Here is an 18,032-nt window from a genome sequence, read left to right on the forward strand (position 1 = left end):
TTCGGTTTGCGATTAGCGGCCATTGGGGTTCCTTAGTCGGTAGATTTCAGCGGGGTCCAGGGTCTTGCCACTGCGGAACAGGTCAGCACGAGCAGGCTCGCCCCGCCGCTTTGCGTAAATGTCCCTGGGGCTCAATGTGCGGCCTCGGAACAGGTCGAGGCGCGTGTCGGCGTCTGCGCCGATGGCCACAACGGACACCTCGCGAAGATGCCCGCTCTCAAGAACTTGGAATGGCCCGGTCAGCGTCCGGCCGTTCACGATTTCGAGCTTCCCGGATGGGACGCTTCGCACGGCGGCCAGGAAAACGCCGACGCTCAACTCCCACTTGATACCCGAGTCGGCCCGGTCGGAAATCTCCCGGCCTCCCCCGTCCAGGAACAGCCGGCCGGCGATTTCGAGCGTGCCGTTTCGCGTCATGGTGTCGATCACGCCAACGACTTGGGCCTGATCGTGGTTGAACAACAGCGGCAGGGGAGAAACAGCCTTCAAGGTCGCCAGGTCAACGACGAAGGTGCCGTAACCGTTGTCCATCGCCGCCCCGGCATACGCAATGCCACCAAAGGGCCTCTCGTTCGGATTGGTCGCCGGTGCTGCCTGAAAATGCAGCGGTGCACATAGAGTCACTGTTTTCACTTAGTCTCCCCCTTGGGGTGTTGTTGGATGGTTGATCGATCGGGTGTCACTGATCTGTTCTCGCTGTTCGAATTGTTCGCACATCCGGTGATCGGTGCCCCAAAATCCGGCCGCGCCGGGCGGGAGCTTTCCGACACCGCAGCGCCCAACTGCCGTGTGGGCTTCGTGCGGCATGAAGCGCCCGCAGTTGCAGCACCGGACCCGTACTGCATCCGTGCCAGAAGCGCGCGATGGAACGCGCTCCTCAGTTTCCCGCGGTTCGCCGACGTCTTCCGGTTTGCGGGGATACGCCAGTAAGGGGAATATGGTCGCGGCGTCGGGGTAGAGCGCGCGGATGATCTCCAGGCCTTCGGCCTCTGTGGCACCGCTCGCAAAGTCGACCTCAACGGTGCGCGCCGGGCAGTGAACGGCGAAGCGCCACCAAAGCACCGGAGTAGCCAGCGCCGCCGCGATGCCGTCTCGCTGCGCCTTGATCCTGGGAAGCCATCGCCGCAGCGCCTCAGGCTTGCCCCGGTATCCAACCCGTCCATCCGCCAAGAACAGTTGCACGCCATCAGCGGCTGCCTGCTCGATCAGTTGCGCGCTCATAGGAAACCTTCCTCAAGTTCGGTGGTGTCGATGTCGTTGCCACATACTGGCGGTTCAAATTCCATACTGGCGGATGATTTTTTGTGCGCCTGTTTGGCAATTGCTCCGCCAGTATGGGAAAAGTGCCCATCCGGGAACGTCCACGATGTCGTTGCGTCTTTACCGAAGCCCCGCTTCCGACTCTCGATCCCAAGTGATGACTTGGCCCGCTTCAAGGTGTCCAACGTGATGCCCTCGGCCTCTGCCTTCGACACGATGTCGCGCTTCGGCACCGGCCCGCTTTCCAGGATGCCGGAAAGGAACTCTTCGGCCTCAGCCAGCGCCGCGCCGCGCCCCTCAGGTTGCGAAGCCTCAGCCGCGGCCAGGATCTCGCGTGCCTCGCCCTCGATCGCCTCGCCCCATTCGGCAACTGACGCAGTCAGGCTCGGATAGCCAGGAACATCGCGCTCCCGCAGGTCGTACCGGAAGCCTCCAGAGTCCGGCCCGATATTCGACTTCGCCCTACAGAACACACGCCCGCCGCCTTCCTCATCCGGCAGCTTCGCTGCACCAAACACCAGCCGAGCCAGCGCCCCGAAGGCAATGCTCCCGGTGACTCGCTCGACAGGATCACGGCCCGCGGTGCCCTTCGTGAAGTGCGAAATGCCGACGATCGCCGCCCCGAGCTTCGCGCCCAGATCCACCAGCGGAGCGAGCCCGCGCCGCACCTCCGCATTCTTGTGCGAGTCGCCAGGCACAGCGGAAACGATCGGATCGACTAACAGCAGCGCCACATCGGAAAGCCGCTCAGCAGTCGCAGCCAGTAGAGCGCAATCGGTCGCCGGGTCGAACGGACGTGCCCCGCCTCGTTCCTGCACGTCGCCCACGAAGTGAATGCGCGATACATCGGCGCCAGCGGCCAGAAGCCGCGGAACCAGTGTGTCCCGCGGATCGTCCTCGCCGCTCCAGATCAGAACGTTTCCCGCAGTCGCCGCGCTCCTGTCCGGCCAGCGCCCAGCGGTTGACACGGTCGCCGCCATGGCCAGCGCCACCGTGGTCTTGCCGGTGCCAGGTGCCCCGGCGATCACATGCAGCTTCCCGCGAGCAAGCCATCCCGGCCAAAGCCATCGGATAGGCTCGGGTGTCACGTCTGCCGCACACAGTAGGTTGACGGTCTGGCGGGGTTTCTCGCCGGATTCGCCGCTCTCGACAGTTCCAGCCCCGGCCGCGAACTCTGCCAGGCTAGGCATACTCGCCCCTCGGAAACCACGAACCCCCTTCGTGCGCGTGGACCACCTCGCCGATCGCGCCAGCAGCGGCGAGGGCTTGCGCCAGCCTACGGACAACCGCTTCGTCACGGCTCCACAGCAACCAGCAATCACGGCCAGATAGCTCCGACAGGTCGGGAAGATTGTCCGGGTCGTGTAGGTATACGGCAGTGCCGTCAGCGTCCGCGATTCGGCGGCCGATGCGCCAGTCGTGGGTAACGAAAACAGGGGATTGAACGGGAGTCAGGGGCAGACCGTAGGTGGGCAAGCTCACGCTGCCACCGTTCGGCTCTTAATGAAGGCTTTGAGGTCGCCTGCCCGGTATCTCCTCAGCCGGCCGATCTTAACGTAGGGCAAGCAATACCGTTTATTGCATGCCCATACACCAAGGGTTCCAGGCTGGACACCAATCAGTTCTGCGGCTACTGCACTATCGAGCAGAGCGCTATCCGGTATTGCGTCGAGGTCGAGGGGGCGCGAAGAAGATTCGGTAGTCATACGTATCGCCTGATCTGTTTTTGTAGCGATACGTATTAGATTGCACGCGCTTCGGCGTGTCGAAGAAATTCATCGTGAAAGTCTACGAAGAAATTCTTGGCGCGAAATCAGCGCCTTATTGACGTCATCTAGGGTTATGTCTTGATCAATGGCGATGGTGGCAACGGTCGACACCGCTTTCCTAAGTGAAACGTCGCATGCTTGATGTGACGCGATGCCTAGATCATCGAGGTACGAGATGAATGCCCGAAGGTATATGGTCTTGGGGTTGTTCCGAGCCTGACGAACAGCGTTGAAAGCAGGTTCGATCGGCAGTTCATCAAAACGGAAAGCTCGGGCCCTTTCAGCAAGCTCCCCAACAAGAATGTCAATGCTGGGGGCCCATGACCATCCGATAGCCCCTTCGGGGGTTATTGGATCAAGGACATGTTCTCGATTTCCTTCCCATCGGCCTTCTGAGCTCGGATTCGCGGCTGCTCGCAGAAGGTTATTGATGGAGAACATTTGGGTCACCACCTGTGGCGGGACGCTGGAGAAAAATTGCTCAAGACATCGTTGAAGCTCGACCGCCTTTTTAGCGATTTCCTCAGCCTTCCTTTCAGCCCGGTCAGCAGCCTTGCGGAAAGGCATGAAGTCGCGTAACGCGAGGCTTGCGGCTCTCACCATGCGACGTTTTGTGTTGTCATCGAGCGTGGTGAATGCCTCAGTCAACCGCGGGTCGTTGTTGATCCGCTGTTCAGCGAGGGTCCCATATTTGCCTGTGCTCTCTAGCTCGCGCCGCTTACGCACGAGCAGGCGCACGAATGCAACGAATCGCCGTTCTTCCCGGTTCAAAAGCGCCCCCGATGACGAATCCCGAAAGATGGGAAGCCGCCCGGCCGGTTTCGGGTGTCCCGGCTTTCGCCCCGTCGAGCTAGGGCGGCTTGTCTGGGCTGGGTCAGTTCAGGGCGCGTAACTCATCCGAGGCGGTGTGCAGGCCTACCATTGACGGGTCATTGTCGATCAGGTCGAGCCCTTGTCGCGCCAATGCGTCGACGGCAAGGCTGAGCATGCGCGAACGGTTACCCTCCGCGCCTTGGCCTTCGTGACTCAATGTCTGGATGGCCCCGAGAATGCGCGCCAGCGCCTCCAGGGTGTCGCTGTCGGTGGTAATGTCGTGAGTAGCCATGATGTCACCTCGTATCAGGTGGGTTGTGGTTAGGGTCGGCTCGACGTGGCTGCGTCGTGTCGGCCCGCTTTCTCAGGCTTGCGCCCGAATTTGGATCACGTCCGCAGACGGCTTCAGCCCGCCCGCCTTCAGCACGTAGTCGGTCACCCGCTGCATGGGTTCGCGCAAGCGCTCGACGTTCGCCACGATATATCCCGCCGTCACGTCGGCACCGTTCGCGTGGTTCAGCAGCCGCTTGAGCGCATACGCGGGAATGTCCAGGCTTTCCGCGATGGTTGCGAACGTGCGCCGCAGATCGTGCGGCGTGAACCTGACGCCCGCGCTCTTTTCGATCGACGCTTGTGCGTAGCGGAAATTTGAGACTCGCCGCCCAGCCGTGTCCGCGAACACATAGGCGGATGTCGCCGCGGCCTTGCGCCGGGTCAGCATGGCGGCCAGATAGTCGCTCAGCGGAAGGGTGTGGTCTTGGTGGTTCTTCGGGTCGAGTACGGTGAACGTGCGGCCCGTCAGGTCTACCGTGTGCCATGTCAGATCGAGTGCTTCCTGTCGCCGCAGTCCGGTCAGCAGCAAGAACATGAAGTAGTCGCGGTGATCCTCAGACGGTAGCGCCATGACGGCAGCGGTCCAGGCTTCCAGTTCGTGCGGCTTGATGACGGTCTGACGTCGATCCACCCGGAACCATGCCTTCTTCATGGCTCGCGTCGCGGCGTTGTCGATGATGATCGGCTTGCCGTGTTCGTCTAAGTGGTTGTCGATCGCGTGATTCAGGATGGCCCGCAGGTAGCGCATGGCCAGGTTAGCCCGCGCCTCACTGTGGGCCTCTCCGTAGGTCTTGTGCCGCTTGCTGATCATGTCCGGCGTGAGACTGGTCAGCGGCTTGTCGGTCCACTCTCGATAGACCTCCTTTGCGCAGCGTCGGATGTCGAACACGGTTTGCGGCTTGAGTGTGCGCCGCCCGATGTATTCCTCGATCGTCAGGCCTAGCGTCTTGGCTGCCAGCTTCTCGCGTTTCTTCTCGGTGACCGGTGACCGACCCGCCGCGATGGTGCCGTTGACCTCAGCGGCACGGCTGCGCGCCTGCTCCGGGGTCATGGCAGGGTAACGGCCTAGGGTGATGCGCTCAGCCTTGCCCTTGACCTTGCGACGTACACAGAAGGTCATGGTCCCGGTGCTAGTCACGCGCAGTTCGAGCCCCGTAACTTTGGTGTCTTGGTAGGTGGCGCGCTGGCCAGCAAAGGGCAGGGGCAGCGCCTCGATAGCGCGCTTCGTGAAGTTCAGATCGTTCGACATTAGGACTTCTCCGCTCGGGGTCACCTCGGGGTCACCGCGTGGGTGAATTTCGGGCGACGTTCGTAAACGAAGAATAATCCTAAGTCACAGATTCATCAATGCTTGTATGCGATTGTGAACTTACGTAAACCTCTGGGAAAAGAACTGAAAATCCCCGTGTCGGCGGTTCGATTCCGTCCCTGGCCACCAAGGAATTAAAAGCTTACCAACATCCGTTGGTAAGCTTTTTTTATTGGTAGCCCCATGGTAGACCTTTGGGATGCATCAGGCACCCAGAATCGTCGAACCTGTCGTGGAGATCTCGCCGACGAACAACGCCTCCGCAACCACCTATTTCCCGAGCAAACCGGAAGTGTCTTGAGCGGGCTTTCGGCAACCTGCCTTAAATCCAGGCGCTCACAAATGGCCGGCCGGTAGCTTGGCAGCTTCTTGAAGGGACGTTGGTTGAACCGGACCAGTAACGCGGCAATGGCCTAACTCAACTTCCCCGAGCGAAAAGAAGCGGCAGTGCCGCAGTCGCGCGAGAATCCAGCGCTCGACGAGTTGCACAACGACCGTGTCCTGTTCTTGTCATGGGGATGATAAGGCCGTTGCGGCAGGATCGCGGCGCCGTGTTGACGGGCGCAGTCCTGCGCCATCCCGCTGACCCCCGACTCATAAAGGCCCGGTCAGGTGATCAGCGCCTTGGGATTATCGGGGATCACCAGTCCGGGTACGCCGCCCAATGCGTGACCCGCGTGCAGCGCTTTGCTCAGCGCGGACAACCAGTCGCCCGGGGTTTCCGGCGCCGTCGCGCAGGCGAAGGTGTAGTTCGAGGCCCCCGATACCGCGACGAAGAGATGGGCCGGGCGAATCTCCCCGGTAACTCGGTCGATTACCGGCACGGTCCGTCCGGCGTAATGGATGAAGAGCTTCTCACCGGCCCAGTGCGTCTGTCGCATCGAGCGTTTCACGCTTGCCGCATAGCCGTGTTAGCGATGCCAGATCACGGAACCCCGTCGAAATCGGTCACGATCCGCCGAATTCAAGGGTCACCTTCAGCCGGAACACGCATCCTGGGACTGGCGCTTTCGGCCAGGTCCGGCCGTTCGGCTGAGGATAGGATCCGTCATTCAAACGACCGCAGCACTCCGAGAGGAGCCATTGGAACCCTGCACCCGCAAGCAATTGCTACTGGGCATGAGCGGACATCTCCCTTTGCCTAAGACCGCCCCATTCAAAAATGGCAGCTCTCTCAGACGCCAGGCGTGCAGCCTAAACCATCGGCCGTGCGTGCACGCGGGCTCGCACAACCGATGACATCTGCTCGACATCGAGAGGGGGATCGTTGAGAGAGATCGCCGCCGCCGAGGGCATGGACCGCGGGCAAGTCAGCCGGATTGCTCGGTAGGCTTGGGCGGGGTCACTCGTGGTGAAGGTGCTTCCGGCACGCTAAGATGCTCCTCCACGGAACTTTCTCAGTTTCGAGGCACGGCAGCAAACTAGGTTCTGTTGACATTTTGCGGTGAGGGGTGGATTTTCCGCTGCTTTTTGGGGCGCGGCATGAATCGATCAGTGCTTACGGATGAGCAGCGGGGCCTGATCTTGCCTTTTCTGACGGCGCACTCACGGGTCTACGTGGGAGCACAGGCCGCATGTCGTCGTTTTCTCGATGCCGTCCTTTGGATTCTCAGCAGCGGCGCTCAGTGGCGCTTCCTACCGCGCGATCTGGGCGCCTGGAACAGTATGTTCACGCGCTTCGCCCGGTGGTGTCAGCGCGGAGTGTCGGCGGACCTGCAGGCCCATGTGGCGACTGAGCCTGACCTGCAAGAAGTACTGATCGACAGCACTATTGCGCGCGCATGCTTGCGCGGCAGGTGCCCGCGGCAGTGCCGCCGAGGATGAGGTCTTGGGACGCTCCCGCGGGGGCTTCATGACCAAAATCCACGCCCTGACGGATGCCTTGGGTCATCCCCTGAAATTCATCCTCACGGGTGGACAAGCCTCGGACATCGGCCAGGCCGACCACCTGTTGGAGGGGATCGACGCTGACGCCGTGCTCGGCGACAAGGGCTACGATGCCGATCGGTTCGTGCAGACACTCGCGGCTCGCGGTGTCATCGCGGTCACCCCGCCGCGTGCCCACCGCAACGACCCACATCCATGTGACTGGCACATCTACAAGGAAACGCATCTGATTGAATGTTTCTTCGGCAAGATCAAGCACTACCGGCGAGTGTTCTCCCGCTTCGAGAAAACTGCGTGCCATTTCATGGGCTTTCTGCACCATGTGGCTACCCTTGTCTGGACGCAGTAAATGTCGACAGAACCTGTCCATTGAAACAGCAACTTCACGATTGGACGTGAGCAGATCTGTATTCTTGACTGCGCTGGTCGATTATGTTCCTCTTAGTTGTCGATTGTTGCTTCTGTGTTTAGTTCTGGTTAACAAAAACTGTACGCGCTGGTCGTAACTGCGAATATCAGAAACATTGGGAGGACTCATGAATCCCCTTAGCCGCCGATCTTTCGCTACGTTTTGGTTTACTTTGGCAAGTGTAGTGTTTGCAGTTGGTGCAGAGAGTGCCCAGGCGCAGACGTTCGATTTCGACAATGGCAGTGCTCCCGTGGAGGTCATCATCCCAGCGATCATTCCTATCGTGTTGAACGACGTTTCGGCCGGTGCAAACGATGCAACGCTGGTCCTTCGAATTACATCCGAGATCGCCGTAGGCTGGTTCGACGCAATTGCACCGTATCACCCAACCGCGCGCGGGATCTATTCTAACCTCCCGCGTCGCCCGCCCAACGAGAGCCAAAGCAACAGCAATAAGAATATCGCGATGCTGTATGCCTCGCGCCGAATTCTGATGAGCCTGTTGCCGGACCGAGCGAGTGACTGGGACAACCTGCTGACATCGGTGGGACTAGATCCAAACAACGGCTCACAGAATCTCGCAAGTCCAGTCGGGATTGGTAACGTGGCTGGCAATGCGGTCGTTGCCTTCCGTGAACACGACGGCATGAACCAACTTGGGGACGAAGGTGGGCGTACCTTTAATCGTTTTCCCTACATGGATTCGACCGGCTTCAAGCCAGTCAACACCGCCTACGAGATTCTCGATCCGACCAGATGGCAGCCACTGGTGGTTACGCAGGGCAACGGTATCTTCCGCGTACAGCAATACGTCACCCCACAGCTGGCCCGCACCCGGCCCTACGCGATCGACCCGCGGAATTTCTCTTCGCCCGAGCCCATCGCCAGTCTCCTGAAACGTGGAAAGAATGGCCGCGACGCCTACAAGCAGCAAGTCGACGAAGTGCTCGCGATTTCGGCATCGCTTAACGATTACACCAAGGCGCAGGCGGAGTTCTTCGACAACAAATTCCGCAGCATTGGTTTCGTCGCGCTGTTCGTTGCTGGTGTGAACCAATTCAGTCTTGACGAGCTGGTTCAGTACGACGCGATGCTCAACATGGCAGCATTTGACGGCGCGATCGTGTCATGGAAGCAGAAGACGCGCTGGAACGCAGTGCGTCCGATGACGGCGGTGCGCCATGTTTACGGTGATCGCACCATTACTGCGTGGGGTGGTCCGGGCAAAGGCACCCAGCGGCTGCCCGCAAACGAATGGCAAAGCTACCTTCAGACACCTGACCACCCGGAGTATCCTTCCGGGTCAAGCTGCTTTTGCGCGGCCGAGGCTCAAGCCACTCGACGCCTCCTCGGCAGTGACGAACTCGGCTGGCAAGTCCTCGTACCCAAAGGGCAATCCCGCATCGAGCCGGGCATTACGCCGTCACAGGACACAACACTCGTGTTCAACACATGGACAGACTTCGAGAACCAGTGTGCTCAGGCGCGCGTGCTTGGCGGGGTGCACTTCCAGGCCTCGGTAGCGGCCTCGATCGCAATGTGTAGACCTGCGGGAGACGCAGCCTACGAGTTTATTCAGCGCCATGTCAACGGATTGCCGTGACTGAGGTGATTCGCGGCGACGTGCTCATCGCGCTTTACTGGCTGGTGGAGCGACGTGTGCCATACGGGTGTCGCCGCGTATCTTCGGTTCGACAATAATGCGCGATTTGGGTTGGTCGAGAGAGATGCGATAAAGCGATCAGCCCGGTAATCGTTCCGGGCACTGTTACAAACTCGGATTTGTCGTAAAGCTTGGTACAGTGTCTGCTACCCGGGGGATTCGTGTGATGCAGCTCCGGCCATTTCTCTTAACCATCCTACTAGCGCTGGCCACAGTTGCCCTCGCAGCAGACAACGCTTGCACACTTGAACTGTGCGGCAAGTATTTACCTGAGGGCTCGCCGGAGAAGCCCTGTACCTGCTTCGGGCCGCAACTCGGATGCTGCCGCTATCCCAAGGGTTGTGTGTGCGAGCCGGAGTGCAAACAATTTGGGGACTGTTGCCAAGGTATGGAAGGCGTTTGTGACCATCCTGTGATTTCGTCGATCGAGCAGACGTCCATCGAGCCATCCCTGAAACGTGCAATCGGCGCCAGATCAACTCGAATAGCGCCGATGAAGGGTCCTCGATTTCTGCTCAGAGGTTACAACCTGGGCGGCACCTGGCTCCAGGTGAAGCTTGGCTCACGTGTATGCGAGGTATTGGAGCATCGCTCTGATCACATCATTTTTGTGGTGCCCGAGGACTCGCGAACGACCGATATGTTCCAAGTAATCGTTGATGGTCGGTCTACCGTACCGATGCCCCTTCCTGTTGCTGTGAAAACTGGCACGCCAAAATAATGTAATCGGGGAACGCGCAACGCAGGTCTGTGGTGTCCTCGCCGCAAATGCCTTCAGTCGTACCCCGGGTGCCAATTTTGGCTAGTGCAGGCTCACATCCACCAGGATTAGTCTTTGGCACGACGTAGTGGCTGAAAGGGCAGAGGACTAACGAATCACCACGCGAATCCGGATGACCGCTTCAGTCTGAAACGGGCCATCCGATGTCAGTCTTGTCGACCGACGGCTCTGGGTCGTGAGCGGCCCGATCTTGCCCAAATGGTTACCTTAGCTCGAACAGAATAGCCAGGATGCGCTCCTCGGTAACCTCAACGAGCAGGAACGGAACCTGATCGTGGCACGGCTCCACCATATCCAGCGACTCCTGCACGATGATCTGACCGAACACCGATAGCAACTGGGATCCATCGGCGCCGCCCGGTCGGCTATCGGCGAAATCCAACAGCGTTCTCGGCGTGCAAGATCCGTGGTCGCCATCAAAGCAGCCAGGCCGGCAGATGTGCTTGTATTGTCACTTAGGCTGGCCTCGTCCTGTCCACGCTGAAGCCGCGCTTTCAGCTACTGCGGAAGCCCAGACGATAAGGACAACGACGTGAGGAAGCTCTCGAAGTTGCTGGCGGAAAGGTCGGTCTGCAGCTGCACCCGGATCCGTGTCCGGGTCATCGGCGACAGGCCGAAGTGGGCGATGCCCTTTTCGATCCGCTCCGCGGCGCGATCGCGCAGGGTGATCCACGGGAGCCAGTAGGCCTTCTCCTCACGAATCACCGGCGGACCGCCGACCATCAGGTGCTGCGTAACCTGTTCCTGCGCGAACCAGAACTCCGCCCAGGCTTCGCAGAGCATCGCAAAACTCATCAAATCGACCTCGCACAACAGCTTGGCGTCCGCCATCTTCGGTGCCAGGTAAGTCGTCGCCCCTGCGGAATGGCTGGAAGCCGCATGGCCGACTGCACGCGACGTTCGCAGACTACCACCCGACTCCTTGACACCAGGAACTGATAGCAAAACGCTACCGCAACGGTATACAGGACAGACCTATGGCTTCCGTGCTGATCAACAACCTGCCCGACGCGCTGCACCAGCAACTCAAGCAGCGTGCCGAGAAGCACCACCGCAGCTTGAATAAGGAGGTGATTGCCTTGATTGAGGCGGCGCTGACCAACCCGCAAGCGGAGGACGCCTCGGAACCCGTCGCGTCTCTGCGCGACCCACGGGTAACGGAGCTGCTAGAAGAAGTCCAGCAGCGTCGGGCGGCTCGTGTGTTGGCGTTGCGGGGAAAGTATCGAACTTCGATATCGTCGAGCGAGGAATTTGCCGATCGCAAGGCGGAAGAAGTCGCACCGGAACGGTGACAGGTGAGCGTCGTCCTCGACGCCTGCGCGCTCATTGCGTACTTGCGCGGTGAAGCGGGGTCGGAACGGGTCGCAGAACCCTCTGATCGCCGAGAACTGCTTCGCGCACGCGGTCAATCTCTGCGAGGTCTATTGCGGTTGCATTCGCGTCGACGGCGAGGATAAAGCCGAAGCGCTCATCCGCGATCTAAAGGATGCAGGCGTGACCAACCGATCCGATATCGACGAGGACTTCTGGAAGGACGTCGGCCAGATCAAGGCCAGCATAGGGCGGGTTTCCCTCGCTGACTGTTTTGCGATTGCGCTGGCAAGACGCCTGAATGTGGCAGTCGGGACGTCCGATCACGACCAATTCGACAAGATTGCGGCCCATGAAATCTGCGTCGTCGAGTTCATTCGATGACTGCTTCAGTGGGCCTGATCTTCCGGGGCACGTTTCATCGAACACGGGTTCACGCACAAAAGGTCCGGCTGCTGATGCGCCTGCTCCGCGCCGTTGACTGGAATGGAGCGGTACTCTAAATCCAGTAAGGACAGAAACAGACGCACCTTGTGGCAGTGGCCCGAGAGCGCCGATTCGTACAGTTCGATCACGGGATTCGTCAGTCGATGTATTGACGTTGCACGGAAACGGTTCAGAACCCTGCCGCCGCGCGCAGTTCGGCATTCTCCCGTTCCAGTTCGGCCACCCTCGCCTGCAGCGGCTCCAGCAGCCGACCTTGAATTTCCTCAACGGTGAACCGCGGCGTGATGTGCCGTGGGCAGTTCCAGTCGTAAGCCTCCACCGTCAATAGGACGGCCCGTTCCACCTGAGCCCGGTAGGCTGGCATTTCCAGCCGAGCGATGAGCGCTGGATCATCGGCCTCGTCCACCACCCTCGCCCGCGCCCAGATTTTGAGCCGGCGGCGGTTCGGGTAGTCCATCAGGATCAGTGCGATGCGGCTCTCGGCTGCCAGATTGCCGACACTGATGTATTGCACATTCCCGCGGAAATCGGCGTAGCCCAGGGTGTGCTCGTCCAGCACCTTGAGGAAACCCTTCGGGCCGCCGCGGAATTGGACGTAAGGCCAGCCGTTCTGGCCCACCGTCGCCTGGTAGAAACCGTCGCGGGCCGCAATGAAATCCTGCTCGGTCCGGCTCAGGACGGGTCGCGGTTCCTCCAATTCCTCGAACCGGCGGTTGGCCTCCCGACTGCCATAGCGGGACTGGGCGGCTTTGACGCTGTCGGTGAAGGTGATTGCAGCGAATCGGCGGGGCATGGTCGTGGCTCCTTTGCGTTGAATCTCACCCGGACTGGGCCGGCACGGCAGCACCGGCCCTTGGCTCCATGCCGTCAGGCCGCTTGCTTCAATGCGACCTTGGGAAAGTCGATCTCCACCCGACTGGCCTTGCCGAGAATATTGGTCAAAAGGTTCATGCCGACGTGGACGATGATCTCAACCATTTCGGCATCGCCGAAGCCGGCCGAGCGGACCGCATCCAGTTCAGCCTGGGTCACCTCTCCCTTGTGCTCGACCAGAGCGCGGGCGAACGCGACCGCCGCCGCGGCCTTGGCATCCCGCGACGTGCCGTCCCGATTGGCGGCGATCTCCTCGCTGCTCAGGCCCGCCTTGCGGCCGATGGCGCTGTGGGCTGACAGGCAGTATTCGCAACTGTTCTGCTCCGCCAGGGTGACGGCGATGCGCTCCCGGGTCGGAAGATCCAGAGCGCCATTTCCAGCGATGTGGTGGAGCCCCAGGAAGGCACCCAGCGCTGCCGGCGAGTTGGCCAGCACCCGGAGGAAGTTGGGCGTGGCGCCCAGTTGGGCCTGGACGGCGTCCAGCAGGGTCTTGGCTTCGCCGGTGGCAGTCTGCGGATTGATGACATTGATGCGGGCCATGGGAGTTCTCCTGGAAGTCGGGTTGGGTTCGGGTTGGTGCCGTTGTTGTCGGCACGGGGATAGGCTATGTCGTTACAGGATCATGATGAATAGCCTATGATCACAAGACTCTATTCCATTCTTCGGAATAATCATGGATCGTCTCCACGCCCTTCAGGTCTTCGTGGCAGTGGCCGATGCCGAGGGCTTCGCGCCCGCAGCACGGAAGCTGCACCTATCGCCGCCCGCCGTCACCCGCGCTGTCGCCGCCTTGGAGGACCGGCTGGGCGTCATCCTGTTTCACCGCACGACGCGGCAGGTGCGACTGACGGAGGCAGGCCTGCGGTTTCTGGAGGACGCCCGGCGAATCCTGCAAGATTTGGAAGAGGCAGAGGAATCGGCCGCCGGCGCCCATCGCACCCCGCGCGGCCCGCTGCGTGTGACCGCGTCCATGCGGTTCGGTGCCCTCTACATCGGTCCCCTCCTGCTGGATTTCCTGCAGCGGTACCCGGAGGTGTCGGTGGAGACGCTGTTCGTCGACCGGGTGGTGAATCTGTTGGAGGAAGGGCTGGACGTGGCCATCCGAATCGGCAAACTGCCCGATTCGTCACTGACGGCGATTCGGGTGGGATCGGTGCGGCGCGTGGTTTGCGCGGCACCGACTTACCTGGAACGCCGCGGCATCCCGCAGGCGCCGGAGGACATTCGGCGGCATGACATCATCCTGTTCTCGAGCCTCAACGCCAGACCGGAATGGCAGTTCCGGGGACCGGTCGACGGGCTGTCGGTGGCGTTTGCCACCCGGCTCACGGTGAACACGGCGGAGGTCGCCATCAATGCGGCGGTAGCCGGCCACGGGCTCACGCGGGTGTTGTCCTACATGATCGCGCCGGAACTGCGAGAGGGGCGGTTGCGGATCGTACTGGCGGACCAGGAGACCCCGCCTCTACCTATCCATGTGGTCTACCAAGGGGGCCGGAAAGCGCCGGCCCGGGTCCGGGCATTCACCGATTTTGCGGTGGCTAGACTGCGAGCCGACCCGTCAATCAATTGAGGAACAAGCGCCCGGACTGGCCGACGAGCCGACCTTTCGCTTGTGCTCGCACCGAGCGTGTGCGGCCAGTTTGCCCTGACCGGGTTGGCTAGCGGGATGAGGCTCGGCGCGAATGTCCCGACATTCCAGCCGCGCCACGACACACCTGGCGGATTGCGCCCGTTCAGCCGGATAATCAGAAATCTCTTCGGAGATCCATGCCCGCATACATTCCAGCCACTTGTTCGGCATAGCCGTTGAAGGGCAGGGTCGGGCGCTTGAGGAATTCGCCGATGCGGCGTTCCTTGGCCTGACTCCAGCGGGGATGATCCACGTCCGGATTCACGTTGGAATAGAAGCCGTACTCCCGCGGTCCCGCCTCATTCCAGGTGGTGATGGGCTGTTGCTCGGTGAGGCGAATCCTGACGATGGATTTGGCGCTCTTGAAGCCGTATTTCCAGGGAATGACGATCCGCACCGGGGCACCGTTCTGATTGGGCAGGAGCTCCCCGTACAGGCCCACGGTCAGCAAGGTCAGCGGGTGCATGGCCTCGTCCATGCGCAGCCCTTCCCGGTACGGCCAGGTCAGCACCGAACTCTTCTGTCCCGGCATCCGCTCTGGGTCGAGCAGGGTCGTGAATTCGACGAACTTGGCGTTGCCGGTGGGCTCTACCCGCTTCAGCAGTTCCGCCAGAGGAAAGCCCACCCAGGGCACCACCATCGACCAGGCTTCCACGCAGCGCAGCCGGTAGATGCGCTCCTCCAGCGGCGCCAGCTTGAGGATATCCTCGATGTCGAAGACCCGCGGCTTGCGAACCTCCCCTTCAACGGCAATAGTCCAGGGGCGGGTTTTGAAGTTTGCTGCGTGGCGGGCCGGATCCTCCTTGTCCGTTCCGAACTCGTAGAAGTTGTTGTAGCCCGTGACGGCTTCGTAGGGGGTGGGCTTGTCCTGCGCGACATAGGCACCCCGCTTCAGGCCGGGGAGTTTCTCGCCGGCCGCCGCGAGCCCAGGCCAGGCGCTCACCGCCGCCATGCCGGCGGTCAATTGCAGGAACCGTCGGCGGTCGTAGAACAGCTCGGGCGGGGTGATCTCTGACGGACGAAGGTCCGCTGGTCGCTTGATCAGCATCAGTTTTACCGTGTTGCGTTTTTTTTCGGCAGTTCGCCGTCGCTGGCCGGGACCGTCAGCGCTCCGCCAGCCACAGCCGGTAAACCAGATGGTCCACCGACAACCGCCCCGGTCCGTGTAGGAGACTGACCAACAGCATGAGGCCCCAAACCTTGTGTTGCTCCAGCCCTGCGGAGCCCATGTCGGGATACGAGATCACCGCGACGAGATTGAAGATAAACAACACGAACGCGGCAAAACGCCCGCCAAGTCCCACGGCCAGCAGGACCGGGAACAGCAGTTCTACGCAGGTCCCCGCGTAGGCTGCCATTTCCGGGGGCAGCAGCGGCACCGCGTATTCGTTCTCGAATAGAAAGAGCGTGCTGTCCCAGGACTGGATCTTGGTCAGCCCGGACACCCAGAAGGCGTAGGCGACCCACAGGCGCAACAGCAGATCACCGAGGGGGGCTGCGTAGTCCAGGCCCTGAGTGATCCGGTGGAGTCGGTCACGCCAGCCGAGTTGGCGCGCGGTCCGTGTGGAATTAACGTAATCGATCATGGCAATGCTCCTCCGGCGAATCGCGCGGGATGGTTGAACACGTGAAGGCCCATCAACCGGACGAGACTTGCGGGCAAGTCGAACCCAGGCTCCGCGCGGATGGCGGCTTCGAAGGCCGTCTCGAGACTGCCTTCTCTGGACAGGCGTTCCAGGCACGCGAACTCGCCGGCCGACAAGGGATGCAGGAGCACCTCCGCCCCTTCTCGAAGGACCAGTACCCGGCATCCGGTTTCCCGGTCGAGGTCGATACTCGGGTCTCCTGAGTATTCCGGCTGATTGACATGGAAGATGCGCAGCACCGGCCATGGAGAGGCCAGAAGACGGACGCTTGGCCGGAGGCGGAGAGAGAGTTGCGTGTGACGTTCTGGCGGCACTGCGGCGAGTTCGGCGACGCCGAAAGCAGGCGCTTCCGCTGCATGGAAGGCCTCGTGCCAGGCCCATTCCAGACGCGCCACGTCCGGCAGGTACGGCAAGGAGGCCGCGAGCTCCGAGCCCGCGATGGACGCGGGAAACTCCGCGCCGTAATCCAACAGGCAACCACTGCGGGGCGGGTGCTCGGCCACGAAACTCCGGGCCAGGGCGTCGAAGAACTCCGTTCCCACAAGCCGGTGGACTACCGGAAATCCGTCCCGCAGCGCCTCGCTCAGACCCAGGAAGGTATTGTTCCGGTAAAGGCCGAGGCGCCGTTCCGGCGACAGGCCGTTGGCTCGTATCCAGGGCCGGATGGAGCCTGGATCGCTGGCGAACACGGCGGCCGAAAAGCCTCGTTGAGTGTCAGCCAGCGAGGGCATGGGACCTTGCCTCCAGATGGCGATCGGCGGTCCGGGCTTCGACCAGCAGTTCCGCCAGGGGGGGTAGCCGCGCGTCCCATTCGATCAGCGTAGGTTTCGGCCCGAATGCCGTCAGGGCCTCGACATACAGCGCCCAGACTTCGCGACACACCGGCCCGTCGTGGGTGTCGATGAGCAGATCGCCGTGCTCCATGGGCCGCTGGCTATGTCCGGCTAGATGCAATTCCTCGATCGGACCGCCGGCGAGACCCCGCAAATATTCGTGGGTATCCCAGCGATGATTGCGGCAGGACACATAGAGGTTGTTCAGATCCAGCAGAATGCCCGCTCCGGATCGGCGCGTGGCTTCAGCGAGGAATTCCCACTCCGGCAGCGAGGAGTGGGCAAATTCGAGGTAGCTGGAGGGATTCTCGATCAGCAGCCGCTGGCCCAGGAACTCTTGGACCCGGGTGAGCCGCCCCACAAAATGATCCAGCGCTTCTTCCGTGTACGGCAGCGGCAAAAGATCGTTGTGGAAGCACCCGCCATAGGATCCCCAGGACAGATGTTCCGAAACCAGTCCCGGCTCGATCCGCATGATCAAGGCCTTCAGCCGAGTGAGGTGGCGCTCGTCGAGCGGATCGACAGACCCCAGCGACATGCCCACACCGTGCAGGCTGACGGGATAGTCGGCCCGGAGACTTTCCAAGACCCGAAGCGGTGTGCCACCCCCGCCGAAGTAGTTCTCGCTGTGCGCCTCGAACCAGCCCACAGTCGGGCGAGTTTCCGCTACCTCATGGTAATGCTCGGCGCGGAGGCCGATTCCGGCCGACGCCGGAATCGTGCCTTGGGCGCGCTGGAGGCACGGGGCCGGCAGCACGACCGCCATTTACTTCCCGCCCTGCGGGGCTTCCAGTGAACCGCCCACGATCCGCTCGCAGGTGCCCTTGGGCACGACGAGAAAGGCATCCTTCTGCCCGTCTTCCATCGAATGGCCCGCGCAGGCATTGGACAGGGTCTTGCAGTCGTTCTTGCCGGATTTGACGATGCCATAGCATTTGTCCCCATCGGCTTTCTTTTCGGCGGCGCCGGCATTTCCGGCCAGCCCGAGGGCGACAACGGCGGCCAGGGTGGAAGTGACGATCGTCTTGTTCTGAGTCATATGTTGATCCAAGGGCTTGAGTTGAT

The 18,032-nt window shown here is 61.3% G+C and carries 23 protein-coding genes; 6 read left to right on the forward strand and 17 right to left on the reverse strand.

The window, feature by feature from the left end; translation table 11 throughout:
• Positions 1-12: 12 nt before the first annotated feature.
• The 7 genes from BWR02_RS16935 to BWR02_RS16975 form a co-directional block, all read right to left on the reverse strand.
• Positions 13-633, reverse strand: coding sequence for an HK97 family phage prohead protease (locus BWR02_RS16935; RefSeq protein WP_139559093.1), 621 nt, complete (start codon positions 631-633; stop codon positions 13-15).
• Entirely contained in the window at positions 634-1,221 is a 588-nt protein-coding gene (locus BWR02_RS16940; RefSeq protein ID WP_139559094.1) for a hypothetical protein, read from the reverse strand.
• Positions 1,218-2,450 carry an AAA family ATPase gene (locus tag BWR02_RS16945; RefSeq protein WP_139559095.1) on the reverse strand — a complete coding sequence of 411 codons (1,233 nt, stop codon included), beginning with the start codon at positions 2,448-2,450 and terminating at the stop codon, positions 1,218-1,220. Before BWR02_RS16945 ends, BWR02_RS16940 begins: the two co-directional genes overlap by 4 nt.
• 585 nt (positions 2,451-3,035) lie before the next feature.
• Positions 3,036-3,800: a hypothetical protein gene (locus BWR02_RS16960; RefSeq protein ID WP_139559098.1), complete on the reverse strand. Its 765-nt coding sequence runs from the start codon at positions 3,798-3,800 to the stop codon at positions 3,036-3,038.
• 103 nt (positions 3,801-3,903) lie between these two features.
• Complete coding sequence (locus BWR02_RS16965) at positions 3,904-4,134, reverse strand: hypothetical protein (protein WP_139559099.1); 231 nt, start codon at positions 4,132-4,134, stop codon at positions 3,904-3,906.
• 72 nt (positions 4,135-4,206) lie between these two features.
• Positions 4,207-5,424, reverse strand: a complete 1,218-nt coding sequence (locus BWR02_RS16970; protein WP_139559100.1) for a tyrosine-type recombinase/integrase — start codon at positions 5,422-5,424, stop codon at positions 4,207-4,209.
• A 668-nt stretch (positions 5,425-6,092) separates the two neighbouring features.
• Positions 6,093-6,365, reverse strand: a complete 273-nt coding sequence (locus tag BWR02_RS16975) for a transposase (RefSeq protein ID WP_139559101.1) — start codon at positions 6,363-6,365, stop codon at positions 6,093-6,095.
• Between the two features lie 601 nt (positions 6,366-6,966).
• On the opposite strand from BWR02_RS16975, the gene BWR02_RS21715 reads away from it, so the two are divergent.
• From BWR02_RS21715 to BWR02_RS16990, 3 genes are all read left to right on the forward strand, one after another.
• On the forward strand, positions 6,967-7,308 hold the full coding sequence (locus BWR02_RS21715) for a transposase (RefSeq protein WP_139559102.1): 342 nt from the start codon (positions 6,967-6,969) through the stop codon (positions 7,306-7,308).
• Positions 7,256-7,720, forward strand: coding sequence for an IS5 family transposase (locus BWR02_RS16985; protein ID WP_139559103.1), 465 nt, complete (start codon positions 7,256-7,258; stop codon positions 7,718-7,720). The genes BWR02_RS21715 and BWR02_RS16985 overlap by 53 nt, the downstream gene beginning before the upstream one ends.
• Before the next feature lie 187 nt (positions 7,721-7,907).
• On the forward strand, positions 7,908-9,383 hold the full coding sequence (locus tag BWR02_RS16990) for a vanadium-dependent haloperoxidase (RefSeq protein WP_139559104.1): 1,476 nt from the start codon (positions 7,908-7,910) through the stop codon (positions 9,381-9,383).
• A gap of 1,043 nt (positions 9,384-10,426) precedes the next feature.
• On the opposite strand, the gene BWR02_RS16995 is transcribed toward BWR02_RS16990, so the two are convergent.
• Positions 10,427-10,606, reverse strand: a complete 180-nt coding sequence (locus tag BWR02_RS16995) for a hypothetical protein (RefSeq protein WP_139559105.1) — start codon at positions 10,604-10,606, stop codon at positions 10,427-10,429.
• Positions 10,607-10,722: 116 nt separating this feature from the next.
• Entirely contained in the window at positions 10,723-11,169 is a 447-nt protein-coding gene (locus BWR02_RS17000) for a P27 family phage terminase small subunit (protein WP_139559106.1), read from the reverse strand.
• A gap of 32 nt (positions 11,170-11,201) precedes the next feature.
• On the opposite strand from BWR02_RS17000, the gene BWR02_RS17005 reads away from it, so the two are divergent.
• Positions 11,202-11,516 (forward strand): FitA-like ribbon-helix-helix domain-containing protein, encoded by a 315-nt coding sequence (locus BWR02_RS17005; RefSeq protein ID WP_139559107.1) that lies wholly within the window; start codon positions 11,202-11,204, stop codon positions 11,514-11,516.
• A 49-nt stretch (positions 11,517-11,565) separates the two neighbouring features.
• Positions 11,566-11,919, forward strand: a complete 354-nt coding sequence (locus tag BWR02_RS17010) for a PIN domain-containing protein (protein ID WP_162560205.1) — start codon at positions 11,566-11,568, stop codon at positions 11,917-11,919.
• Positions 11,920-11,924: 5 nt separating this feature from the next.
• Here BWR02_RS17010 and BWR02_RS17015 read toward each other — a convergent pair whose 3' ends face one another.
• From BWR02_RS17015 to BWR02_RS17025, 3 genes are all read right to left on the reverse strand, one after another.
• On the reverse strand, positions 11,925-12,110 hold the full coding sequence (locus BWR02_RS17015; protein WP_139559109.1) for a thioredoxin domain-containing protein: 186 nt from the start codon (positions 12,108-12,110) through the stop codon (positions 11,925-11,927).
• A 41-nt stretch (positions 12,111-12,151) separates the two neighbouring features.
• Positions 12,152-12,775 (reverse strand): pyridoxamine 5'-phosphate oxidase family protein, encoded by a 624-nt coding sequence (locus BWR02_RS17020; RefSeq protein WP_129882870.1) that lies wholly within the window; start codon positions 12,773-12,775, stop codon positions 12,152-12,154.
• 74 nt (positions 12,776-12,849) lie between these two features.
• Complete coding sequence (locus tag BWR02_RS17025; RefSeq protein ID WP_139559110.1) at positions 12,850-13,395, reverse strand: carboxymuconolactone decarboxylase family protein; 546 nt, start codon at positions 13,393-13,395, stop codon at positions 12,850-12,852.
• Positions 13,396-13,528: 133 nt separating this feature from the next.
• Here BWR02_RS17025 and BWR02_RS17030 point away from each other — a divergent pair, with 133 nt between their 5' ends.
• Positions 13,529-14,428 (forward strand): LysR family transcriptional regulator, encoded by a 900-nt coding sequence (locus tag BWR02_RS17030; RefSeq protein ID WP_139559111.1) that lies wholly within the window; start codon positions 13,529-13,531, stop codon positions 14,426-14,428.
• 175 nt (positions 14,429-14,603) lie between these two features.
• Here the strand turns inward: BWR02_RS17030 and msrP are convergent, their stop codons facing one another.
• From msrP to BWR02_RS17055, 5 genes are read right to left on the reverse strand one after another with little or no spacing between them, the layout of a single operon-like run.
• Positions 14,604-15,536 carry a protein-methionine-sulfoxide reductase catalytic subunit MsrP gene (gene msrP, locus BWR02_RS17035; RefSeq protein ID WP_139559112.1) on the reverse strand — a complete coding sequence of 311 codons (933 nt, stop codon included), beginning with the start codon at positions 15,534-15,536 and terminating at the stop codon, positions 14,604-14,606.
• 55 nt (positions 15,537-15,591) lie between these two features.
• Entirely contained in the window at positions 15,592-16,074 is a 483-nt protein-coding gene (locus BWR02_RS17040) for a DoxX family protein (RefSeq protein WP_139559113.1), read from the reverse strand.
• On the reverse strand, positions 16,071-16,865 hold the full coding sequence (locus BWR02_RS17045; RefSeq protein WP_139559114.1) for an HvfC/BufC N-terminal domain-containing protein: 795 nt from the start codon (positions 16,863-16,865) through the stop codon (positions 16,071-16,073). The genes BWR02_RS17040 and BWR02_RS17045 overlap by 4 nt, the downstream gene beginning before the upstream one ends.
• Positions 16,849-17,733, reverse strand: coding sequence for an MNIO family bufferin maturase (gene bufB / locus BWR02_RS17050; RefSeq protein ID WP_139559115.1), 885 nt, complete (start codon positions 17,731-17,733; stop codon positions 16,849-16,851). The genes BWR02_RS17045 and bufB overlap by 17 nt, the downstream gene beginning before the upstream one ends.
• Positions 17,734-18,006 (reverse strand): BufA1 family periplasmic bufferin-type metallophore, encoded by a 273-nt coding sequence (locus BWR02_RS17055; protein ID WP_129882864.1) that lies wholly within the window; start codon positions 18,004-18,006, stop codon positions 17,734-17,736.
• Positions 18,007-18,032: the final 26 nt, after the last annotated feature.

The sequence above is a fragment of the Methylotetracoccus oryzae genome (assembly GCF_006175985.1).
GTDB lineage: Bacteria > Pseudomonadota > Gammaproteobacteria > Methylococcales > Methylococcaceae > Methylotetracoccus > Methylotetracoccus oryzae.

Coding starts and splice junctions, on each gene's coding strand:
- BWR02_RS16940 (WP_139559094.1), bottom strand. CDS start 1,221: ATGAGCGCGCAACTGATCGAGCAGGCAGCCGCTGATGGCGTGCAACTG.
- BWR02_RS16945 (WP_139559095.1), bottom strand. CDS start 2,450: ATGCCTAGCCTGGCAGAGTTCGCGGCCGGGGCTGGAACTGTCGAGAGC.
- BWR02_RS16965 (WP_139559099.1), bottom strand. CDS start 4,134: ATGGCTACTCACGACATTACCACCGACAGCGACACCCTGGAGGCGCTG.
- BWR02_RS16970 (WP_139559100.1), bottom strand. CDS start 5,424: ATGTCGAACGATCTGAACTTCACGAAGCGCGCTATCGAGGCGCTGCCC.
- BWR02_RS16975 (WP_139559101.1), bottom strand. CDS start 6,365: ATGCGACAGACGCACTGGGCCGGTGAGAAGCTCTTCATCCATTACGCC.
- BWR02_RS21715 (WP_139559102.1), top strand. CDS start 6,967: ATGAATCGATCAGTGCTTACGGATGAGCAGCGGGGCCTGATCTTGCCT.
- BWR02_RS16990 (WP_139559104.1), top strand. CDS start 7,908: ATGAATCCCCTTAGCCGCCGATCTTTCGCTACGTTTTGGTTTACTTTG.
- BWR02_RS17005 (WP_139559107.1), top strand. CDS start 11,202: ATGGCTTCCGTGCTGATCAACAACCTGCCCGACGCGCTGCACCAGCAA.
- BWR02_RS17020 (WP_129882870.1), bottom strand. CDS start 12,775: ATGCCCCGCCGATTCGCTGCAATCACCTTCACCGACAGCGTCAAAGCC.
- BWR02_RS17025 (WP_139559110.1), bottom strand. CDS start 13,395: ATGGCCCGCATCAATGTCATCAATCCGCAGACTGCCACCGGCGAAGCC.
- BWR02_RS17030 (WP_139559111.1), top strand. CDS start 13,529: ATGGATCGTCTCCACGCCCTTCAGGTCTTCGTGGCAGTGGCCGATGCC.
- msrP (WP_139559112.1), bottom strand. CDS start 15,536: ATGCTGATCAAGCGACCAGCGGACCTTCGTCCGTCAGAGATCACCCCG.
- BWR02_RS17040 (WP_139559113.1), bottom strand. CDS start 16,074: ATGATCGATTACGTTAATTCCACACGGACCGCGCGCCAACTCGGCTGG.
- BWR02_RS17045 (WP_139559114.1), bottom strand. CDS start 16,865: ATGCCCTCGCTGGCTGACACTCAACGAGGCTTTTCGGCCGCCGTGTTC.
- bufB (WP_139559115.1), bottom strand. CDS start 17,733: ATGGCGGTCGTGCTGCCGGCCCCGTGCCTCCAGCGCGCCCAAGGCACG.
- BWR02_RS17055 (WP_129882864.1), bottom strand. CDS start 18,006: ATGACTCAGAACAAGACGATCGTCACTTCCACCCTGGCCGCCGTTGTC.